Below are 21,224 nucleotides of genomic sequence, written 5' to 3'. Positions count from 1 at the left end.
GACCGCCTTGTCAAACCAACCATTTTTGGTTTTATGCAAGCCGTGTCCATGTGGTACACTGGAGGTTGAGGTGATTGAAATTGGAACCGTTCAAGTTAAAAGAGGGCGATTCGCGCCCTTCGTTATTTATGCTGGAGCCGTGGGTTCATGAATGGAACGGCATCAGCGCCGGATTTACCGGACGGCATGGCGGCGCGGGAAGCGCGCCTTACGATACGCTTAACACCGCCTTTCATGTGGGAGACCAGCCGGAGACGGTGGTAGCCAACCGCTTGAAGGTTGCGGAAGAGCTGGGCTTTACGTTGGATGACTGGACGTGCGGGGAACAGGTTCACCGGGCAGACATCGCGGTGGTGACGAATGAAGGCCGTGGACGCGGCAGCCGGAACAGAGAGTCGGGATTTCAGGATACAGACGGGCTTCTGACAAACGTGCCCGGGGTGCTGCTGACGTCGTTTTATGCGGACTGCGTACCGCTATATTTTTACGATCCCGTTCACCAGGCTGTCGGACTGGCCCATGCCGGCTGGAAAGGGACTGTGGCCCGGATTGCCGCGTCTATGGTGGAGAAGATGGGGCAGGCTTATGGCAGCCGGCCTGAGGAGATACGCGCCGCAATCGGTCCGTCCATCGGCTCCTGCTGTTACGAGGTAGATGACAAAGTGATGAGTCATGTGCACGATTTGGCAAGTCATTTCCTGGGTAATGAACAGTACTCCCCTGCCGATTTTTACATTGCCAAACCCGACGGCAAAACCATGCTGAACTTGAAAGAATTAAATCGACAGATTATGATGAAAGCAGGAATATTGCCGACTCATATCGAATGTACATCATGGTGTACGAGCTGTCGCAACGATTTGTTCTTTTCCTACAGAAAAGACGGTGGAACGACAGGGCGTATGGCGAGTTGGATCGGGCTTAGAGAAGGGGTGAATCTTCCTTGACACTGGAAGAACGGATAAGAGAAGTCAATACGCGCATCGAGGAAGCCTGCCTTCGCAGCGGAAGATCCAGGGAAGACGTCAATGTGATCGCTGTAACCAAGTACGTGTCGACATCCATGACAGAACGAGTGCTGGATAGCGGTTTGACGCATATCGGCGAGAATCGCTGGCAGAACGCCGAGGAGAAATGGAATGCGCTTGGTTCCCGCGGGACCTGGCATTTTATTGGACATCTGCAGACCAACAAAGTCAAAGACGTGGCAGGCAAATTCGAATATATACATTCGCTGGACCGGCTTTCATTAGCCAAAGAGCTGGAGAAGGTGGCGTCAGCCCGGAATCTGGAAATTAAAACCTTTGTTCAGGTTAACATTTCTGGAGAAGATACCAAATACGGTTTGGAGCCGGAGCAGGCCGTCCCTTTTTTGAAAGAACTTCATCAATTTCCTCATATCAAGGTCGCCGGCTTGATGACCATGGCCCCCTTTGAAGGGGAGGCGGAGGATACCCGGCCCGTTTTTCGCGGGCTGCGGGAGCTAAGAGACGACATAAACCGGCATGCAATTACGCGAGAGCCATTAATCGATCTTTCCATGGGAATGTCCAACGATTTCGAAGTGGCCATTGAAGAGGGAGCCACCTGGATCCGTTTGGGCTCGATTCTAGTAGGTAAACAGGAAGGGGAATGATGAGCGTGATGAACAAGTTTATGTCTTTTTTGGGATTACAAGAGCAGGAGGAAGTCGTAGAACGGGAGCAGCTGCCGGTGGAGGAAGAAGAAGTTGAAACCCCGAGCATTGAGACACGTAGAAATACTAGAACCAACAATGTGGTCAGCATTCACTCCCAGAAAAATGTAAAGGTCATTTTGCATGAGCCGCATTCGTATGACGAAGCACAGGCCATTGCCGACCATCTGCGTGCGCACCGCACGGTGGTTGTCAATCTGCAGCGGGTCCGTTCGGATCAGGCGCTCCGCATTATCGATTTTCTCAGTGGGACGGTTTATGCCCTGAACGGCGGTATTTCCAAGATCGGCCATAACATCTTTTTGTGCACACCGGATACGGTCGAGATTCAGGGTGCCATTTCGGAATTATTATCCGAGGAACATGATTACAACAGAATGAGGTGAGCCAAGTTTGGCCCAAAACATTGATACGATTTTAACGCTGCTCTTTAATATCTACTTCTACATGATCATCATCTATGTTCTCATGTCATGGCTTCCGAACATTCGCGAGAGCTTTATCGGTGAGCTGCTCGGCAAGCTCGTGGAGCCATACCTGTCCCCTTTCCGCAAAATTATCCCGCCAATCTTCGGCATGCTGGATATTTCCCCGATCGTCGCTCTGTTCGTGCTCCAGTTCGCTATGCAGGGATTGCGGTTCATTATTTTTTCACTATTGTTTTAGGTGACTGAGATGAAATTAGACATCTATGATCACTTTCACCCGGATGAACGCGAGTTTGTGGATCGGGCATGGGAATGGGTCGTTCACGCCGGGGAATATCACGAAGTCAAGCTTACCGATTTTTTGGACCCGCGGCAGGCTTTTATTTTGCAGTCGCTGGTGAACCGACACCCCGACGTTCAGGTGCGCCTGGACGGCGGATATGAGGGGGCGGAGCGCTGCCGGGCGCTGGTGGCTCCCGATTACCGGGATTTAAGCCAAGAGGACATGGGACTGAAGGTGCTTAGCATCTACTCCGGGGATCAGAAATTTTTATCGCTGGAGCATGGCGATTATATGGGCTCCATTCTGGGACTCGGCGTAAAACGAAGCAAAATCGGGGATATCCATGTCCTTGAGGATGGATGCCATACCGTGGTTTGCGAAGAGATCAGTACGTTTCTCGACATGAACTTAACACAGGTGCACCGGATTCACGTGCTGCGCGAAATTTTGCCGATCGAACAACTGCGGACAAGCCAGGTTGAGCTGGAGCTGCAGGATATTACGGTCGCTTCTTTGCGTTTAGATGGAATTGCTTCTGATGCTTACCGCATCAGCCGGACCAAAGTGGTCGTTCCCATCCGCGCCGGCCGCTGCCGCGTCAATTGGAAAGTCGTCGAGGATCCTTCCTATCTGCTGAAAGAAGGGGACCTCGTTTCAATGCAGGGGTTTGGGCGGTTTAAAGTTATCGAAGCGGGCGGCATGACGAAAAAAGGACGCCAGCGCGTAAAAATAGGGAAATTTGTGTAGACCTACAGCAGGAATTGTCTTTTTGCTGTCGAAATGAATTATCCAAGAATATTAAAGATATCGTAACTTTTGACCGATACATTTGGGTGAGGCCCATCAGGACCGCTCGTCGACAGGGAAACCTGAACATTTTAGGAGGTGCGCATCAATGCCATTAACACCACTGGATATACATAACAAGGAGTTTGCCCGCCGAATCCGGGGTTATGACGAAGATGAAGTGAACGAGTTTCTCGACCAAGTCATTAAGGATTATGAGAGCGTGATCCGCGAGAACAAGGAACTTCAAGGTCAGCTGGCCTCATTGCAGGAAAGACTTGACCATTTCGTGAACATCGAGGAGACGCTGTCCAAGACCATCATCGTTGCGCAGGAAGCTGCGGATGAAGTGAAGAACAACGCGAAGAAGGAAGCGCAGCTCATCATCAAGGAATCGGAGAAGAATGCTGACCGCATCATTAACGAATCCTTGTCGAAGGCCCGCAAGATCGCGATGGAAGTCGAAGAGCTGAAGAAGCAAGCATCGATTTACCGTACCCGTTTCCGGACGCTGGTGGAAGCCCAGCTCGAGCTGCTCAGCCAGGATGGATGGGAAGCGCTGGAAACCCGGGAGACGCGTGAAGCGAACGAAGTATACTAGGTTTCTGCTTGGTTGACTTTTGCGGAAAAAAGGAATATAAATATATTCATATCGGTTTTTTAGCAAGTGATTGGGTTAGACTTGAAACGTAATATGAATTCGATGACGGGATAAGTAAGCTTGGGATTTGTTCCCCAGAGAGTTGGCGTATGCTGAAAGCCAATGTTCAGTCCGAAGCCGAAGATCCTCCCTGAGAAGTGAAGCTGAAACGCAGGTTTGCGTGCGTAAGCCGAACCGGGCCGCCGAACGTTATATCGGCTCCATGCCAGAAGCTTGGCATGGACTGAGGAGTCATTCTTTGATCAATGTGCTTGACCTTGCGGTTCAAGGACGATTGTTGAAAGAATGGAATTAGGGTGGTCACGCGAGCAGAAGCCTCGTCCCTTAGGGGATGAGGCTTATTTGTTTTGTTTCGGATCCCCCTAAATCCCCCTTATCCTAAGGGGGACCCCAGAGGGTTCTACCCTCTGGACACCCGAAAGTCTCCGAGGACGGAGCTGGTTTGGAGTATTGATGCCGGTTCGGATCCCCCTAAATCCCCCTTATCCTAAGGAGGACTCCAGAGGGTTCTACCCTCTGGACACCCGAAAGCCTCTGAGGACGGATCTAGTTTGGAGTTTTGATGCGACGGTTGGTGAGGTGCCCGGTTCTTCTCCGGCTGCCCCCCTTTAGGGGACCGCCTTCGGAACCTCTCATGCGAGATGGGTCTTACGCGGCTCCGCACCCGCTCGACCTGGGGCACATGCGCAGGCTGTGTGTCGGGCTGACGTAGAACATTTGAGGATAGGGCGTGTGTTTGGCTGGGAATGGGGAAGTGTGTAGAAAATCTAACTAACCAGTAGCTAGCTAACCCAACTAAACCAGTAACAAGGTAACACCATCGTCAAGCGTGCCCATCTTCACTTTGCGGGGCAAAGGAAGATGGGCGGCAAGCGGGGATACACTCAAGCACAACTAAGTCCGCTCCAAATGATGCGCCACGGAGGTTTCCGGGTGTCCAGAGGGCAGCGCCCTCGGGGTCCCTCTTACGAAGAGGGATTTAGGGAGATGGGAAGTTTTTCAAAGAATGAAAGTGAGGTATGGTGACCATGCATAAGGTCGATGTCAAAGAAAAAGCGCGCACGAGAGATCAGCGCATCCTGAAAAAATGGAACGAAGAAGGCACCTTTAAAAAATCCATCGAAAACCGTTCGGGCAAGCCGAACTTCGTATTTTTCGAAGGCCCGCCGACAGCCAACGGGGCTCCGCATATCGGGCACGTGCTGGGGCGCGTGATCAAGGATTTTGTGCCGCGTTACAAAACGATGAAGGGCTACCGCGTCGTGCGTAAAGCCGGCTGGGACACCCACGGTCTGCCGGTGGAGCTCGGCGTAGAGAAGCAGCTCGGCATCTCCGGTAAGCAGGATATCGAGAAATACGGCGTGGAAGAGTTTGTGAAGAAATGTAAGGACAGCGTGTTCGAGTACGAGAAGCAGTGGAGAGAGCTGACCGAAGCGATCGGGTACTGGACGGATCTGGACCATCCGTACATCACGCTGGAGAACAATTACATCGAGAGCGTATGGAACATCCTGTCCACGATTCACGGCAAAGGGCTGCTGTACCGCGGACATCGCGTCAGCCCGTACTGCCCTTGCTGCCAGACGACGCTCAGCTCCCACGAAGTGGCGCAGGGCTACGAAGACGTCAAGGATTTGAGTGCTACGGCCAAATTCAAGCTGCATGACAGCGGCGATTATGTGCTGGCCTGGACGACCACGCCTTGGACGCTGCCGTCCAACGTGGCGCTGGCCATGAACCCGGATATGGAATATGCCCGCGTCCAGCAGGAAGACGGCGTCTACATCGTCGCCAAAAACCTGGTTGAAGACGTGATGAAAGGCGACTATACGGTTTTGTCCACACACAAAGGCTCCGAATTTGTCGGCCAGAGCTACACGCCGCCGTTTACTTACTTCAAGCCGGAAAAAGGCAACATCATCGTCGGCGCATCCTTTGTTACGGATTCGAGTGGTACGGGGATCGTGCATATGGCGCCGGCCCACGGGGAAGACGACTACAAAACCTGCCGGGAAAACGGCATCAGCTTCGTGAGCGTAGTGAACGCCCAAGGACGTTATACCGATGAGGTTACCGACTTCGCCGGACGCTTTGTAAAAGATTGCGATCTGGACATCGTGAAGATGATGTCGGAAAAAGGAACGTTGTACAGCAAGGAAAAATATGAGCACAGCTATCCGTTCTGCTGGCGCTGTAAGTCTCCGCTTCTCTATTATGCGATGGAGAGCTGGTTTATCGAAACGACGGCCGTCAAGGATCAGCTGATCGCCAACAACAATGGCGTTACCTGGTATCCGGGCCATGTCCGTGAAGGACGCTTCGGCAAGTTCCTGGAAGAGCTGGTGGATTGGAATATCAGCCGTAACCGCTATTGGGGCACGCCGCTAAACGTTTGGGTCTGCGAATCGTGTAAAGGCGAATTTTCGCCGCACAGCTTTGCGGAGCTGAAGGCGCAGGCGGTCGGCGAAATCAGCGACGATCTGGAGCTACATAAGCCTTACGTCGATGAGGTCAAAGTGCGCTGTCCGCACTGCGAAGGCGGCGTGATGGAGCGGACGTCCGAAGTGATCGACGTTTGGTTCGACAGCGGCTCGATGCCGTTCGCGCAGCACCATTATCCGTTTGAGAACGTGGACACGTTTGAGGAGCAGTTCCCGGCGGATATGATCTGCGAAGGGATCGACCAGACCCGCGGCTGGTTCTACAGCCTGCTGGCGGTCTCCACCCTGTTCAAAGGCGTTGCGCCTTACAAATCGGTCATCGCCACGGGGCATATCCTAGACGAAAACGGCCAAAAAATGTCCAAATCGAAGGGCAACGTCATCGACCCTTGGGACATCATCAACGAATACGGCACGGACGCGTTCCGCTGGGCGCTCCTTTCGGACAGCGCGCCTTGGAACAGCAAACGCTTCTCCAAAGGCATTGTCGGTGAAGCCAAATCCAAAGTGATCGACACGCTGGTCAACACGCACGCGTTCCTGACGCTGTATGCGAACATCGACGGCTACAACCCGGCGGAGCATCCGTACCAACCGTCGGAAAACAAACTCGACCGCTGGATCCTGTCCCGTCTGAACAGCCTGATCCTGCTGGTGGACAAAGCGCTGGAAAGCAATGACTTCCTCAACTCGGCCAAGGCCATCGAAGGATTCGTCGACGAGCTGAGCAACTGGTATATCCGCCGTTCGCGCGACCGCTTCTGGGGCAGCGGACTCGGAGAAGACAAACTGGCCGCTTACGGCACACTGACGCATGTGCTGGTCACGCTGGCCCAACTAATGGCGCCATACACACCGCTGCTGTCGGAAGATATCTACACGAACCTGACCGGCGGGGAAAGCGTTCATCTGACCGATTATCCGGTTGCCGATGAGGCTCGGATCGACAAGGCGCTCGAGGAAGATATGGAAACCGCCCGCCAGGTCGTCGAGCTCGCCCGCAACGTGCGGAACGAAACGGGAATCAAGACCCGCCAGCCGTTGTCCGAGTTGATTGTGTCGCTGGACCGCGATTTTGATGTGGCCGGATACGAGGAGATCATCAAGGAAGAAATCAACGTGAAGAACATCGTCGTGGAGACGAGCGACAGCGGATTCGTCGACTTTACGCTGAAGATGAACCTGAAGGTAGCCGGCAAGAAATACGGTAAAAACATCGGGTTCCTCCAGGGCTTCCTGAAAGCGATGAGTCCGGAGGATACGCGGAACGTCGTCAATACCGGCAGCCTTAACGTCACTTCGCCGGATGGTGATGAGCTTCAGATTACAGCCGACGAGCTGCTCGTCGAGAAGCAGGCGAAAGCCGGATTTGCATCGGCCTCGGGCTATGGCATCACCGTTGCCCTCAATACAGAAATCACGCCTGAACTGGAACAGGAAGGCTGGGTCCGCGAAGTGGTGCGTGCCGTACAGGACTACCGCAAAAAACTCGACCTGCCGATCGAAAAACGCGTCACCCTGGTTCTTGATGCGGATGAAGAATTGACGGCTGCCATCCAGGCATTTGAGCATGTGCTCCGGGAAAACGTGCTGGTGAACGAGCTTGCGTTCGGGCAAGAAGCCGAAATGGAGCGCGTTGATCTCGCCGGCAAAACGCTGGGTATCCGCATTGCCGGATAATCTGCCTTTTTACCGCCATTGAATGGCAATCGCCGCTTTGGCGCATAATAGCACAACAAACGAACAAACGAGCCTTCTGGCCCGTGCGGAAATGAAAGACCATTTTCGCGCCGGCTTCGGCTCGTTTGTTGTTCATCGGAACGATGGATACCGCGCTGATCCGAGAGGAGAATGCAGAGATGCCGAATAAGAAGAGCATCATTCCCGAATCGGAAGAGGAGAAGCTGAACGTTGTGTACCGTTTGACCGTGCGAATTGCCGAAGAATTGGAGCAGGCCCGGATTGCGGAATATACCCAGCTTTTGCACAGACCTTTCCGGTTGATTATGTTAAACCTGCTGTCCGGTGCGGCGCGCGGCGTCGGGGTCGCCATCGGGTTCACCTTTTTTGCCGCTACAATTATATATGTGCTGCAGGTGCTGGGAGCGCTCAATCTTCCGATTATCGGAGACTATATTGCCGATATCGTCCGGATCGTCCAGCGGCAGCTTGAGCTGAAAACGTATTAAATGAACCCTTCATCCTCTTCGCCGAGCTGGTCCATACTGACCCCTTCGCCTTGGTCCATATATTTTCGGTACTCTTGGTTACGGACAAATTCGATCTGATTCCCGTAAATATCGGTGGCGACAAAAGCTTCATACGGCTCTACGCAGCCTTCCAGCTCGTCGGAAGCTTCGATTTCGAGCTCGTTGTAGCTGTGGACCTCACGGTCTTCAGCATAAGCCGGGCTGGTGGAGCTGCCGAAGTTTTCTACGATTTGCCACGCGTCTTCGCCGTCGAAACCGTTCTGGTCATCGCGTTCGTCCAGGCTCGTCCGGCCAAAAGGAGGCATCAGAAATTCCTCTTCAACCGGGCGGTAATTCTCGACATGCACTTTAGGCGAATGCTCTTTGCAAAAAGACGTCGTCGGAACGGCTTCCAACCGCTCGTACGGGATCGGCTTTCCGCATTCCTCGCAGACGCCATAGGTTCCCTGCTGGAATCGGTCCAGCGCCATTTCAATGCGGTCCATGTGATGGTCATCATGGTCCTGCAGCGTTAAATCGACTTCCCTGGAGTAAAGCTCGGTAGCCACGTCGCCGGGATGGTTGTCGATGTTCGACAGCTCGCCGGTCTGGTCGCGCATGGAGTCTTCCAGGCCGTAATGCTCGTTGCTGTCATCCTTTTGGCGGATGGATTCCTGCTGTTCCTTAAGCATGCTGTGCAAATGATCCAGCTGTGATTGTGTGAGATGCTGCATGACAAAGCCCCTTTCCGCTTCGGATCAACAAAACGATAAAGACGATTTCTTTTCATATCTAGAATGTGCGGATGAAGCCTGTTTTACAGAAGGAAATTGTTTTCGCCATTCCCCGTTTATGGACGGTTTCCGGCGCCCTATGCTACAATAAACAAGTCTTTACATGACGTGAAAGGCTGTGTCCGAGCGGACGGGCCTAATGAATAAGAACGGAGTGACAAATGGCTGTGGTGTACTACTTAATCGCTTTAATCGTGTTTTTGGTGGATCAGGGCGCCAAGTATTTAATTGCCACCAGATTGGAATTAGCAGAGGAAATTCCGGTGATTGGCAACTTTTTTCTGATTACCTCCCACCGGAACACGGGTGCAGCCTTCGGTATTCTTCCCAACCAGCGCTGGTTTTTTATCGTGATTACCATCGTCGTGGTGGTGGCGATTATCTGGTATATGAACCGGGTGAGAAAATCGTCTTCGCGCAAGCTGCTTCCGGTAGCGCTTAGCCTCGTCCTGGGAGGGGCGATCGGCAACTTTCTCGACCGTGCGCTGAACGGCGAAGTGGTGGACTTTTTACAATTCAATTTCGGCAGCTATACGTTTCCGATTTTTAATGTGGCCGACTCCTGCATCGTGATCGGGGTGGCGCTCATTATACTGGATTCGCTGATGGACATGAACCGAACCGAATCGAACAACAAGAGCAATGAAGGGAATGAACCGGTTTGATCGAAGAACAAACATCCGGAGCGGGGGAAAACCCGGAGAGTGCGGATATCAGGGAGTGGGTCGTTGACCCTGTCCATGCCAAAGAACGCATCGATAAATATATTACGGAATCCTGGGAGGAGGACATTTCCCGGTCCCAGGTCCAGCTCTGGATCAGCGCAGGCCATGTGCTTGTGAACGGTCAGCCGGTCAAAGCCAATTATAAGCTGGCGGCGGGCGACCACTTGGAAGTGACCGTCCCGGAGCCGGCCGCCGTCGAGATCGTACCGGAGGACATTCCACTGAATGTCGCTTTCGAGGACAAGGATGTCATCGTGGTCAACAAGCCGAGGGGGATGGTCGTTCATCCTGCGCCCGGGCATGCCTCGGGGACTCTGGTGAATGCGCTGATGTACCACTGTAAGGATTTGTCCGGCATTAACGGGGAGCTGCGTCCAGGCATCGTTCACCGGATTGATAAGGACACTTCCGGCTTGATCATGGCCGCAAAGAACGATATGGCCCACGCCTCTTTGGCCGCCCAGCTCAAAGACCACAGCGTGACCCGGCGCTATTATGCCCTGGTCCACGGCAATGTCAGCCATGATCAAGGAACGATAGACGCTCCGATCGGGCGCGATCCAATCGACCGCAAAATGTATACCGTGACGGAGAAGAACAGCAAGCACGCCGTCACCCATTTTACGGTCAAGGAGCGCTTTGGCGACTACACCCTGCTGGAGCTTCAGCTCGAAACCGGGCGGACTCACCAGATCCGGGTGCACATGAAGTTCATCGGCCATCCGCTCGTCGGAGATCCGGTGTACGGACGGAGCAAAGGCATCAAAATGAACGGACAAGCGCTGCACGCCGGCGTGCTTGGGTTCATCCATCCGGCAAGCGGCGAATATATGGAGTTCTCAGCGCCGATTCCCGGCGATATGGAGGATCTGCTGACATCGCTGCGCAGCCGTTGAAAGTACAAATCATACGATAATTAGTCCATGGCATTCCGCCATGGATTCCTTCATATTTAGGGGTGTAGAAATTGAAGTAGGAGATGAAAGAATACATGAGCATCGAACAGTACCAGCAAACGTACATTCAGAACAGCTTTGCGGACCGGATCGGCGGTTCCAATTATGGTAAAGACACAGCCATCTATAAATTTGAAAAAATCAAGCGGGCCAAAGCCCAGGCTAAAAAGGACTTCCCGGACGTAGAACTGATCGACCTTGGCGTAGGCGAACCGGATGAAATGGCTGATGCCGGCATCGTGGCCAAGCTTGCGGAAGAAGCGGCCAAGCCGGAGAACCGCGGCTATGCAGATAACGGAATTCCTGAATTCAAGGAAGCAGCAGCCAAATACTTGAAGGAAGTCTTCAACGTGGACGGCATCGATCCGCAGACAGAAGTGCTCCACTCCATCGGCTCCAAGCCAGCCCTGGCGATGCTTCCATCGGTGTTCATCAACCCTGGCGACGTGACCATCATCACCGTGCCGGGTTATCCGGTTCTGGGAACCCACACGAAATACCTCGGCGGGGAAGTATACACCGTTGAGCTGAAGAAGGAAAACAACTTCCTGCCGGATCTGAAGAGCATTCCGGAAGACATCGCTCAGCGCGCCAAGCTGATCTACCTGAACTATCCGAACAACCCGACGGGCGCAAGCGCCACGGTCGAGTTCTTCACCGAAGTGGTGGAATGGGCAAAGAAGTACGACATCGTCGTCGTTCATGACGCTCCTTACGCAGCCCTGACTTATGACGGACTGAAGCCGCTGAGCTTCCTGTCGATTCCAGGTGCGAAGGACGTAGGTGTCGAGCTGCACTCCCTGTCCAAATCCTACAACATGACCGGCTGGCGGATCGGCTTTATCGCTGGTAACCCGCTCGTCGTGAAAGCCTTCGGCGACGTGAAAGACAACAACGACTCCGGCCAGTTTATCGCCATCCAGAAAGCGGCCGCTTACGGTCTCGCCCATCCGGAAATTACGGAGAAAATTGCGGAGAAATATTCCCGCCGCCACGATATGCTGGTAGCCGTGCTGAACGAGCTGGGCTTCCAGGCCGAGAAACCGAAAGGCTCCTTCTTCCTCTATGTGGAAGCGCCTAAAGGCATTAAAGGCGGAGTCCGCTTCAATTCCGGCGAGGACTTCTCCCAGTTCTTGATCCGCGAGAAGCTGATCTCCACCGTGCCTTGGGATGATGCCGGCAGCTTTGTCCGCTTCTCCGTCACTTTCGAAGCGAAGGGCCAAGAAGACGAGAAGCGCGTCATTGCCGAAATTAAACGCCGCCTGAGCGACGTGGAATTCGAATTTTAATTCAATGTGCAGCAAGATCCGTCCCTGACATGCAGGGCGGATCTTTTTTTTTGCCGCAGCGTTATACAGCCTGCTGGAGCGGCTGAAGGAACTGGAAACAAGCCCATGATTTTTGCGGTCAAACATGGTAAAGTGGACATAGCAATACGGGCGCTTGTTTTTGAGAACAAGGCCTGAAGTGGGAGTTGAGCAGCTCTGTTTAAACATTGGAAATGGGATTTGTATGTCGAACATTTGGGCGAATTGCGGAAGCGCCTGTTCTGGATTTTGGGCGCGTTTTTGGTGTCAATGATCGCGGCGCTGTTCGTGGTGGGCGACGTGCTTCACTTCTTGAGGGGCAGGCCGCCGGCCTCACTGGTCGAATGGAACGCGTTCAGCCCGTGGGAGGGCGTTCGCATGTATATGTACATTGCCGCAGCCTTGTCGCTGGTCGTAGCGGTACCTTTTACGATGCTGCAAATTTGGGCTTTTGCCAAAAAGGGACTGCGCAAGAGCGAGCAGAAAGCGGCGCTAAAGTATGTGCCAGCTGCGTTCGTACTGCTGCTTGTCGGGTTTGCTTTTGCCTATTTTGTCGTGTTCCCGATGGCGTTTCGCTTTACGACGAGTATGACCAAAAACCTGGGATTGGTGGAGACGTACGGCATTGCGCAGTACTTTACGTTTCTGACCAACATCGTGGTTCCGGTGTCGCTTGCCTTTGAGCTGCCGGTGCTGGTGATGCTGCTGACAAGGCTGCGTGTCATCAACCCGGGACTGCTGGGGAAAATGCGTAAAGTCTCGTACATGGTGCTGGTTTTCATCGCGTGCATGATTTCTCCGCCGGAGTTTTTTTCGCATATTTCGGTGTCGGTACCGTTTATTCTGCTGTACGAAATCAGCGTTTTGATGTCCAAGCTGGTATACCGCAAGCAAATGCAGATGGATGCGGGAACCAAGGACCGGATGAATTATGGATCTGCTTAATGCAGGTTCGACCGTGGGCGTTGAAAGTGTACTGAAATCAAGTGGAGAAGATGGTTTATAAATTGGGTTTTAAGGGAGGACGATTTACGTTATGCTAAGCGATATCGGTTTGCCGGGTTTCATATTGCTGGCCGTGCTTGCGCTGCTATTATTCGGACCAAACAAGCTGCCCGGACTGGGCCGCTCGGCCGGACGCATGCTGCGGGAATTTAAAAACGAAATGAGCGACATTATGGGCGACTCGCCGCGCCAGAAGCGCAGCTCCGCCCAGGAGCCCATAACGGAACAGGGGCAGCAGCCTCAAGCGGCTCGGACGGAATCCGCCGCATCCCCGCGTCTGCCGGAATAAAATTCCACGGATCGGGAAGGCTAAGCTCGGTTGACAGCAGACGTTCAGTCTGTCATAATCATCTTTAGTTGAATAGCACCTTTAAATCAGTCCCGTGAGACTGGCAAGGTAACGTGAACCGAGGTTCACTTCGCGGCAGCATACTGTCTGCTTTAAGCCGCCCAGCGAATCTCTATGTCTATCAGCGCATGCTGATGGCTTCTAACTCCTTGCCTACGGGCAGGGAGTTTTTTTGTTATCTGGGTCCCCTCCAAGCATCTGAAGAGGCATCAAAGCCTCGCTTTGTGGGGAACCTTCACGGGTCAGCTATTTAAATCCCTTTTAGACGGAAGAAGGAGTGTGGAGCATGAGCAACGAGGTGCATGTCATTATGGATGAAACGGCAATCCGCCGTGCACTGACAAGGATTGCACACGAAATACTGGAGAGGAACAAGGGGATTGAAAATTGCGTGTTCATCGGCATCAAAACCAGGGGAGAATTTCTGGCCCAGCGCATCGCCGGCAAAATTCTCGAAATCGAAGGCACACCGGTTCCATGGGGCGCTGTTGACGTCACCCGGTACCGGGACGACCAGAAAGACAGCGCAGCTTCCTTGACTGAAGCAAACATTGGCCTGGAAAAGCTCGATATTCATGATAAAAAAGTGATTTTGTTCGACGACGTGCTGTACACGGGACGGACGATCCGCGCCGCAATGGACGCCCTGATGGACTGCGGCCGGCCGCAGATGATCCAGCTGGCGGTGCTGGCGGACCGGGGACACCGGGAGCTGCCAATCCGGCCGGATTACATCGGCAAGAACGTACCGACGGCAAGGTCCGAGCAAATTGAAGTAGCCCTCACGGAAACGGACGGCAAGGACGAAGTGACGATTATGCAAAACCGGGAGGAGAAATAACATGCTAACGATGACGCAGCTGAAGGACCGGAGCCTGCTCGGACTGAAGGATCTGGGCCGCGACGAAATCGAATCGATCCTGAACCGGGCCGCATACTGGGAAGCACAGCACGAAAAGCTGGTGCCGGTGCTGGCCTCCAAATTCGTAGCCAACATGTTTTTTGAGAACAGCACGCGGACGCGCTTTTCCTTCGAAATGGCAGAGAAACGCCTGGGTGCCCAGGTGCTGAACTTTACGGCGGCTGCTTCGAGCGTAGAGAAAGGCGAATCGATCTACGACACGGTAAGAACGCTCGAATCGATGGGGATTGACGCAGGCGTCATCCGGCTGAAGCCGGCCGGGGTACTGGAGGAGCTGTCCAGCAAAATCTCGGTTCCGCTCATCAATGCAGGGGACGGAAACAATGAGCATCCGACGCAGGCGCTGCTCGACCTGTACACGATGAAGAAACGGTTCGGCAGCCTTCAAGGCCTGACGGTGTCGATCATCGGCGACATTAAGCACAGCCGGGTGGCCCGATCGGACCTGTGGGCGCTGCGCAAGTTCGGGGCCGAAGTCAAATTCTGCGCGCCGAATAATATGACGGCACCGGAGCTGGAGCCGTTTGCCAGATACGTAACGATGGAAGAGGCGCTCCGCTCGGATGTGGTCATGATGCTGCGGGTTCAGCTTGAGCGTCATGCGACCGGCATGCTGAAATCGGCGGAGGAATACAGAGCGCAGTACGGATTGACGGAGGAGCGGGCTTCCAAATTGTCCAAGCATACACTAATTATGCATCCTGCTCCGGTGAACCGGAACGTGGAGATCGACGATGCGGTTGTCGAGTGTGAACAGTCGGCGATCTTCCCGCAAATGAGCAACGGCGTTCCGATCCGTATGGCGGTCATGGAACGGGCGATGAAATAATCAGGGATATATAGGCATACACAAATTTTATTAATAAATATACACAAAAATGAATTATTATTATACAATAGATTGGAAGCCACAGTGCCAATCAACGACCGGAGGTACTCATGATACAGATCATAACGAACGCCAGCGTACTGAACGAACAAGGGGAACAGGTAAGCAAGCATATCGTCATCGAGGACGGCATCATCAAAACATTGGTGGAACCCGATGCCGGCTGGAGTGCTCCCGAAGGGGCCGAAGTGACGGACGCTGCCGGCAAGCTGGTTACGCCCGGCTTGATCGATATGCATGTCCATCTGCGCGAACCTGGATTTGAACATAAGGAAACGATCGAGACCGGGAGCCGCTCGGCTGCCAAAGGCGGCTTCACGACCATCGCCTGCATGCCGAACACGAAACCGGTGACCGACAACCCGGAAACGGTCCAGCTGGTGCTGGAGAAGGCCCGCGAGGCGGGAATCGTGAAGGTGCTCCCTTATGCAGCGATTACAGTACGGGAGCTCGGACGGGAGCTGACGGATTTTGAAGCGCTCAAAGCAGCGGGGGCGGTCGGCTTCACCGACGACGGCGTTGGCGTACAGAACGCCAAGATGATGAAAGACGCCATGCGCCGGGCGAAAGAGCTGAACATGCCGGTGATTGCGCACTGTGAAGAGAACTCCCTGGTCGAAGGGGGTAGCGTGACGGAAGGCAAGTTTGCCGAGCAGCACGGACTGATCGGTATTCCGAACGAGTCGGAAGCGATTCATGTGGGGCGGGACATCCTGCTGGCAGAAGCGACGGGCGTGCACTACCATGTATGCCACGTCAGCACGGAACAATCAGTCCGGCTGATCCGCCAGGCCAAGGAAGTCGGCATTCACGTCACCGCCGAGGTGTGTCCGCACCATCTGCTGCTGTCGGATGAAGACATTCCGGGGCTGGACGCCAACTGGAAAATGAATCCTCCGCTGCGCTCGCCGCGGGACGTGAAAGCCTGCATCGAAGGGCTGCTGGACGGAACGCTCGACATCATCGTGACGGATCATGCGCCGCATGCGGCGGAAGAGAAAGCGAAAGGCATGGAAATGGCGCCTTTTGGCATCGTTGGCTTCGAGACGGCCTTCCCGCTCTTGTACACCAAGTTTGTGGCGACTGGCAAATGGGATCTGGCCATGCTGGTTCAGCGGATGACTTCCGATCCGGCGCGGGTGTTCGGTTTGAACACCGGGCGGCTTGAGGAAGGCGCTCCTGCTGACCTGACGATGATTGACCTGGAAACCGAAAAAGCGGTGAATCCGGAAGAGTTTGCCTCAAAGGGACGGAATACGCCGTTTACCGGGTGGAAGCTGAAGGGCTGGCCGGTTAAAACCTGGATGGACGGCAAAGTCGTGTTTGAAGCCTAAAACCGGATATAACCGGGCCGGATCGGTTGATAAAAAAGAAACAGATATAGATACTACTAGATACTAACTTAACGTAATTTGACAGAGGAGTGAGTGGGATGCAGGCAAGATTGCTGCTGGAGGACGGAACACTGTTTACGGGCAGTGCTTTCGGAGCAGAAGGTGAAACGACGGGCGAAGTCGTGTTTAATACAGGGATTACGGGATATCAAGAGGTGCTGTCAGACCCGTCGTACTGCGGGCAAATCGTCACGATGACGTTCCCGCTGATCGGCAACTACGGCATTACGCGCGACGATTTTGAGTCGGTTGCGCCATATGTGCACGGATTTGTCGTACGCCGCCATGAAACGGTGCCGAGCAACTGGCGCGCCGAGTACAGCGTGGATACGCTGCTGAAGGAATACGGGATCGTCGGCATCAGCGACATCGATACGCGCATGCTGACCCGCCTTATCCGCAGCCACGGCACGATGAAGGGGATTCTGACGACATCCGCTCAGTCCGTCGAGGAACTGAGAGAGCGTCTTGCTGCGAGCACCCTGATGACCGATCAGGTGTCGCGCGTGTCCACGAAGCATACTTACAGCAGCCCGGGCGCTAGAGAGCGGATCGTACTTATCGACTACGGCGCCAAGAGCGGTATTTTGCGCGAACTGACTTCCCGCGGCTGCGACGTGGTGGTTGTTCCGCATGATACGACGGCCGAGGAAATCCGCCGCCTGAATCCGGATGGCATTCAGCTGTCCAACGGCCCTGGGGATCCTAAAGATGTACCGCACGCGATCCAGACGATCAAGGAACTGCTCGGCGAATATCCGATCTTCGGCATCTGCCTGGGTCACCAGCTGTTCGCCCTGGCTTGCGGCGCCGACACCGAGAAGCTGAAATTCGGCCATCGCGGCGGCAACCATCCGGTGAAGGACTTGGCGACGAACCGCTGCTATATCACATCGCAGAACCATGGCTACACGGTTAAGGATGACTCCATTGCCGGCACAGAGCTCGAGGTTACGCATATCAACAACAACGACAAGACGGTGGAAGGGCTCAAACATAAGAAATACCCGGCCTTTACCGTGCAATACCACCCGGAAGCGGCCCCTGGCCCTTACGACAACAGCTATCTGTTTGACGAGTTCTTGAAAATGATTGCCGATCATAAACAGCAAAAACCTGCAAAACCGCGCCAGGCTGAACTGGCTGCAGCCGTGAAAGGAGCACGATAATATGCCTATCAATAAACAGCTTAAGAAAATCCTCGTTATCGGTTCTGGACCGATCGTCATCGGCCAGGCGGCTGAGTTCGACTATGCGGGCACGCAGGCATGCGAAGCGCTGAAAGAGGAAGGCGTCGAGGTTGTCCTGATCAACAGCAACCCGGCGACCATCATGACCGACACGAACACGGCGGATAAAGTATACATCGAGCCGATCACCCTGGACTTCGTAACCCAGGTCATCCGCCAGGAGCGCCCGGACGGACTGCTGCCGACGCTCGGCGGCCAGACCGGCCTTAACATGGCGGTGGAACTGGCGAGAGCAGGCGTGCTGGAGCAGGAAAACGTTAAACTGCTTGGCACCCAGCTTCATTCGATCGAAAAAGCCGAAGACCGCGACCTGTTCCGCGAACTGATGCGCGAGCTGGAACAGCCGGTACCGGAAAGCACGATCGTCACTACACTGGAAGAAGCGCTCGACTTCGCCGAAGAGATCGGCTACCCGCTGATCGTCCGTCCGGCGTACACGCTCGGCGGAACCGGCGGCGGCATCTGCGCGAATGAAGAAGAACTGCGTGAGACGGTAAGTTCCGGTATCCGTTACAGCCCGATCGGCCAGTGCCTGATCGAGAAGAGCATCGCGGGTATGAAGGAAGTCGAATACGAAGTCATGCGCGATGCCAATGACAACTGCATCGTCGTATGTAACATGGAGAACTTTGATCCGGTTGGCGTTCACACCGGGGACAGTATCGTCGTAGCCCCGTCCCAAACGCTCTCGGACCGTGAATACCAAATGCTGAGATCGGCGTCGCTGAAAATTATCCGCGCGCTGAACATCGAAGGCGGATGCAACGTGCAGTTCGCCCTGGATCCGCACAGCTACCAATACTATGTCATCGAGGTTAACCCTCGCGTCAGCCGCTCTTCGGCGCTCGCTTCCAAAGCGACCGGGTACCCGATCGCCAAGATGGCGGCAAAGATCGCCCTCGGCTACACCCTGGACGAAATCGTCAACCCGGTAACCGGGCAGACTTACGCTTGCTTCGAGCCAACGCTGGACTACATCGTCAGCAAAATTCCGCGCTGGCCGTTCGATAAATTCGTACAGGCGAACCGCAAGCTGGGCACGCAAATGAAAGCGACCGGCGAAGTGATGGCTATCGGCCGCACGTTCGAGGAATCGATCCATAAAGCGATCCGCTCCCTGGAAATCGGAGTGCACCGCTTCTATCTGAAAGGTACGGAAGAGCTGAGCGAGGAAGTGCTCCGCGAGCGCCTCATCAAAGCCGACGACGAGCGGATCTTCCTGATCGCGGAAGCGTTCCGCCGCGGCTACGGTTTGCAGGAAGTTCAGGACCTGACCAAGATCGACTGGTGGTTCCTCGATAAAATCCAGGGGCTGATCGCGTTCGAAGAGCAGCTTCAGGAAGACACGCTTTCTTATGAAACGCTGTACCTGGCGAAACGCCGTGGTTTCACCGACCGGGCGATTGCCGAGATCCGCAGCCAGAGCCGGGCTGGAAGCCTGACGACGGAGACGGAAGTTCGCGAGTTCCGCCTCTCGAACGGTCTGCGTCCGGTCTACAAAATGGTTGACACCTGCGCGGCAGAATTCGAAGCGACAACGCCTTACTACTACTCGACCTATGAGACGGAGAACGAAGTAACGCCGTCCAACAAGGAGAAAGTGGTCGTGCTGGGCTCCGGACCGATCCGGATCGGCCAAGGCATCGAGTTCGACTACTCGACCGTACACGCCGTGTGGGCAATTCAGAAGGCCGGATACGAAGCGGTTATCATCAACAATAACCCGGAAACGGTATCCACGGACTTCAACACGTCAGACCGCCTGTACTTCGAGCCGCTGTTCTTCGAGGACGTCATGAACGTTATCGAGCAGGAGAAGCCGATCGGCGTCATCGTGCAGTTCGGCGGCCAAACGGCCATCAACCTGGCCGGACCGCTGAGCAGAGCGGGCGTGAACATTCTCGGCACCAGCCTCGAAAGTATCGACGAGGCGGAGGACCGCAAGAAGTTTGAGGCGCTGCTCTCGAGACTGCAAATCGCCCAGCCGAAAGGCAGCACGGTTACATCGGTCGACGAAGCCGTAGACACGGCCCAATCGCTCGGCTATCCGGTGCTGGTCCGTCCATCCTACGTCCTTGGCGGACGCGCGATGGAAATCGTCTACTCCGATGACGAGCTGCTGAGCTATATGGAGCAGGCTGTTAAGATCAATCCGGAGCATCCGGTCTTGATCGACCGCTACATGCTGGGTAAAGAGGTGGAAGTCGACGCGATCTGCGACGGCGAAACCGTGGTCATCCCGGGCATCATGGAGCATATCGAGCGCGCAGGCGTGCACTCCGGCGACTCGATCGCGGTATATCCGCCGCAGCACCTGGAGGAGCATCTCAAGGAGAAGATCGTGTCCATCACGACACGGATTGCGAAGGAACTGAAAACGATCGGCCTGGTCAACATCCAGTTCGTCATTTACAACGACGAAGTGTATGTCATCGAGGTAAACCCGCGCTCTTCCCGGACGGTACCGTTCCTGAGCAAAGTGACGACGATTCCGATGGCGAACCTGGCCACGCAGGCCATTCTCGGCCGCAAGCTGAAGGACGCAGGCTACAAAGAAGGCCTCTGGCCGGAAAGCGACTACGTTTCCGTCAAAGTACCGGTGTTCTCCTTCGCGAAGCTGCGCAGAGTCGAGCCGACACTCGGACCGGAAATGAAGTCGACCGGCGAAGTTATGGGACGCGACCTGCAATATGCAAAAGCGCTGTACAAAGGCTTGATCGGCGCAGGCATGAAAATTCCGGCATCGGGTGCGATCATCGTCACCGTGGCCGACAAGGATAAGGAAGAAGCTGTGGAGCTCATGAAGGGCTACAAGCGCCTTGGTTACAAGATCTATGCAACGGAAGGTACGGCTCAAGCTTTGAACGAAGCCGGACTCAACGTAACGACCGTGCAGAAGCTCAGCGACGGCACACCGAACATCCTGGATCTGATCCGCAATGGTGAAGCGCAGTTCGTGTTCAACACCCTGACCAAAGGGAAAACGCCGCAGCGCGACGGATTCCGTATCCGCCGGGAAGCGGTAGAGAACGGCGTAGTCTGCATGACCTCGCTGGACACGGTCAGAGCGCTGATGAATATGCTGGATACCCTCAACTTCTCTTCGCAGGCCATGCCGGCTTTTGCGAACTGAGAAGGGGGAAATACTA

Annotated in this window: 19 protein-coding genes; 18 read left to right on the top strand and 1 reads right to left on the bottom strand. The window is 54.5% G+C overall.

Features of this window, described 5'->3' with window-relative positions:
* Positions 1-80: 80 nt before the first annotated feature.
* The 8 genes from pgeF to KI379_RS19280 all read left to right on the top strand — a co-directional run bounded on the left by pgeF (position 81) and on the right by KI379_RS19280 (position 8,484).
* Positions 81-947 carry a peptidoglycan editing factor PgeF gene (pgeF, locus tag KI379_RS19315; protein WP_373309596.1) on the top strand — a complete coding sequence of 289 codons (867 nt, stop codon included), beginning with the start codon at positions 81-83 and terminating at the stop codon, positions 945-947.
* Positions 944-1,636, top strand: a complete 693-nt coding sequence (locus KI379_RS19310) for a YggS family pyridoxal phosphate-dependent enzyme (protein WP_212984437.1) — start codon at positions 944-946, stop codon at positions 1,634-1,636. Before pgeF ends, KI379_RS19310 begins: the two co-directional genes overlap by 4 nt.
* Positions 1,636-2,082 carry a cell division protein SepF gene (locus KI379_RS19305; RefSeq protein ID WP_076169863.1) on the top strand — a complete coding sequence of 149 codons (447 nt, stop codon included), beginning with the start codon at positions 1,636-1,638 and terminating at the stop codon, positions 2,080-2,082. Before KI379_RS19310 ends, KI379_RS19305 begins: the two co-directional genes overlap by 1 nt.
* Positions 2,083-2,089: 7 nt before the next feature.
* Complete coding sequence (locus tag KI379_RS19300) at positions 2,090-2,362, top strand: YggT family protein (RefSeq protein ID WP_076169864.1); 273 nt, start codon at positions 2,090-2,092, stop codon at positions 2,360-2,362.
* A 9-nt stretch (positions 2,363-2,371) separates the two neighbouring features.
* Positions 2,372-3,154: a YlmH family RNA-binding protein gene (locus tag KI379_RS19295; protein WP_116229546.1), complete on the top strand. Its 783-nt coding sequence runs from the start codon at positions 2,372-2,374 to the stop codon at positions 3,152-3,154.
* Positions 3,155-3,302: 148 nt separating this feature from the next.
* A complete protein-coding gene (locus tag KI379_RS19290; protein WP_076169866.1) occupies positions 3,303-3,794 on the top strand; it encodes a DivIVA domain-containing protein in 492 nt (163 codons plus the stop codon).
* Positions 3,795-4,882: 1,088 nt separating this feature from the next.
* Entirely contained in the window at positions 4,883-7,975 is a 3,093-nt protein-coding gene (gene ileS, locus KI379_RS19285; RefSeq protein ID WP_212984436.1) for an isoleucine--tRNA ligase, read from the top strand.
* A 179-nt stretch (positions 7,976-8,154) separates the two neighbouring features.
* Positions 8,155-8,484, top strand: a complete 330-nt coding sequence (locus tag KI379_RS19280) for a DUF5665 domain-containing protein (RefSeq protein WP_212984435.1) — start codon at positions 8,155-8,157, stop codon at positions 8,482-8,484.
* Here the strand turns inward: KI379_RS19280 and KI379_RS19275 are convergent.
* Complete coding sequence (locus KI379_RS19275) at positions 8,481-9,218, bottom strand: TraR/DksA C4-type zinc finger protein (protein ID WP_089548179.1); 738 nt, start codon at positions 9,216-9,218, stop codon at positions 8,481-8,483. The two genes, KI379_RS19280 and KI379_RS19275, sit on opposite strands and share 4 nt — an antisense overlap.
* Positions 9,219-9,445: 227 nt before the next feature.
* On the opposite strand from KI379_RS19275, the gene lspA reads away from it, so the two are divergent.
* The 10 genes from lspA to carB all read left to right on the top strand — a co-directional run bounded on the left by lspA (position 9,446) and on the right by carB (position 21,208).
* Positions 9,446-9,943, top strand: a complete 498-nt coding sequence (lspA, locus tag KI379_RS19270; protein ID WP_076170153.1) for a signal peptidase II — start codon at positions 9,446-9,448, stop codon at positions 9,941-9,943.
* Positions 9,944-9,990: 47 nt separating this feature from the next.
* A complete protein-coding gene (locus tag KI379_RS19265) occupies positions 9,991-10,899 on the top strand; it encodes an RluA family pseudouridine synthase (RefSeq protein ID WP_373309595.1) in 909 nt (302 codons plus the stop codon).
* Between the two features lie 95 nt (positions 10,900-10,994).
* Positions 10,995-12,248, top strand: a complete 1,254-nt coding sequence (locus tag KI379_RS19260) for an LL-diaminopimelate aminotransferase (protein ID WP_145158195.1) — start codon at positions 10,995-10,997, stop codon at positions 12,246-12,248.
* Between the two features lie 219 nt (positions 12,249-12,467).
* On the top strand, positions 12,468-13,211 hold the full coding sequence (tatC, locus tag KI379_RS19255; protein WP_244169251.1) for a twin-arginine translocase subunit TatC: 744 nt from the start codon (positions 12,468-12,470) through the stop codon (positions 13,209-13,211).
* A gap of 91 nt (positions 13,212-13,302) precedes the next feature.
* Entirely contained in the window at positions 13,303-13,560 is a 258-nt protein-coding gene (locus KI379_RS19250) for a twin-arginine translocase TatA/TatE family subunit (protein ID WP_076169871.1), read from the top strand.
* Between the two features lie 346 nt (positions 13,561-13,906).
* Positions 13,907-14,461, top strand: a complete 555-nt coding sequence (pyrR, locus tag KI379_RS19245; RefSeq protein WP_105444544.1) for a bifunctional pyr operon transcriptional regulator/uracil phosphoribosyltransferase PyrR — start codon at positions 13,907-13,909, stop codon at positions 14,459-14,461.
* Position 14,462: 1 nt separating this feature from the next.
* Entirely contained in the window at positions 14,463-15,371 is a 909-nt protein-coding gene (locus KI379_RS19240) for an aspartate carbamoyltransferase catalytic subunit (protein WP_212984433.1), read from the top strand.
* A gap of 110 nt (positions 15,372-15,481) precedes the next feature.
* The gene (locus KI379_RS19235; protein ID WP_212984432.1) at positions 15,482-16,765 is read left to right on the top strand and encodes a dihydroorotase; all 1,284 of its coding nucleotides are present in this window, start codon (positions 15,482-15,484) and stop codon (positions 16,763-16,765) included.
* Between the two features lie 98 nt (positions 16,766-16,863).
* Entirely contained in the window at positions 16,864-17,994 is a 1,131-nt protein-coding gene (locus tag KI379_RS19230) for a carbamoyl phosphate synthase small subunit (RefSeq protein WP_076169875.1), read from the top strand.
* 1 nt (position 17,995) lies between these two features.
* Positions 17,996-21,208: a carbamoyl-phosphate synthase large subunit gene (carB, locus tag KI379_RS19225; RefSeq protein ID WP_212984431.1), complete on the top strand. Its 3,213-nt coding sequence runs from the start codon at positions 17,996-17,998 to the stop codon at positions 21,206-21,208.
* Positions 21,209-21,224: the final 16 nt, after the last annotated feature.

The organism is Paenibacillus cineris (genome assembly GCF_018333335.1).
In the GTDB taxonomy this organism is placed as follows: domain Bacteria; phylum Bacillota; class Bacilli; order Paenibacillales; family Paenibacillaceae; genus Paenibacillus_AQ; species Paenibacillus_AQ favisporus.
Note: the sequence above shows the minus strand (reverse complement) of the source record. Positions and strands in the feature narration are given on the sequence as shown.

Bases quoted from the DNA above. Each gene is read 5' to 3' on its own strand.
- KI379_RS19305 (WP_076169863.1), top strand. From the start codon at position 1,636: ATGAGCGTGATGAACAAGTTTATGTCTTTTTTGGGATTACAAGAGCAG.
- KI379_RS19295 (WP_116229546.1), top strand. From the start codon at position 2,372: ATGAAATTAGACATCTATGATCACTTTCACCCGGATGAACGCGAGTTT.
- KI379_RS19290 (WP_076169866.1), top strand. From the start codon at position 3,303: ATGCCATTAACACCACTGGATATACATAACAAGGAGTTTGCCCGCCGA.
- ileS (WP_212984436.1), top strand. From the start codon at position 4,883: ATGCATAAGGTCGATGTCAAAGAAAAAGCGCGCACGAGAGATCAGCGC.
- KI379_RS19280 (WP_212984435.1), top strand. From the start codon at position 8,155: ATGCCGAATAAGAAGAGCATCATTCCCGAATCGGAAGAGGAGAAGCTG.
- KI379_RS19275 (WP_089548179.1), bottom strand. From the start codon at position 9,218: ATGCAGCATCTCACACAATCACAGCTGGATCATTTGCACAGCATGCTT.
- KI379_RS19260 (WP_145158195.1), top strand. From the start codon at position 10,995: ATGAGCATCGAACAGTACCAGCAAACGTACATTCAGAACAGCTTTGCG.
- KI379_RS19250 (WP_076169871.1), top strand. From the start codon at position 13,303: ATGCTAAGCGATATCGGTTTGCCGGGTTTCATATTGCTGGCCGTGCTT.
- pyrR (WP_105444544.1), top strand. From the start codon at position 13,907: ATGAGCAACGAGGTGCATGTCATTATGGATGAAACGGCAATCCGCCGT.
- KI379_RS19240 (WP_212984433.1), top strand. From the start codon at position 14,463: ATGCTAACGATGACGCAGCTGAAGGACCGGAGCCTGCTCGGACTGAAG.
- KI379_RS19235 (WP_212984432.1), top strand. From the start codon at position 15,482: ATGATACAGATCATAACGAACGCCAGCGTACTGAACGAACAAGGGGAA.
- KI379_RS19230 (WP_076169875.1), top strand. From the start codon at position 16,864: ATGCAGGCAAGATTGCTGCTGGAGGACGGAACACTGTTTACGGGCAGT.
- carB (WP_212984431.1), top strand. From the start codon at position 17,996: ATGCCTATCAATAAACAGCTTAAGAAAATCCTCGTTATCGGTTCTGGA.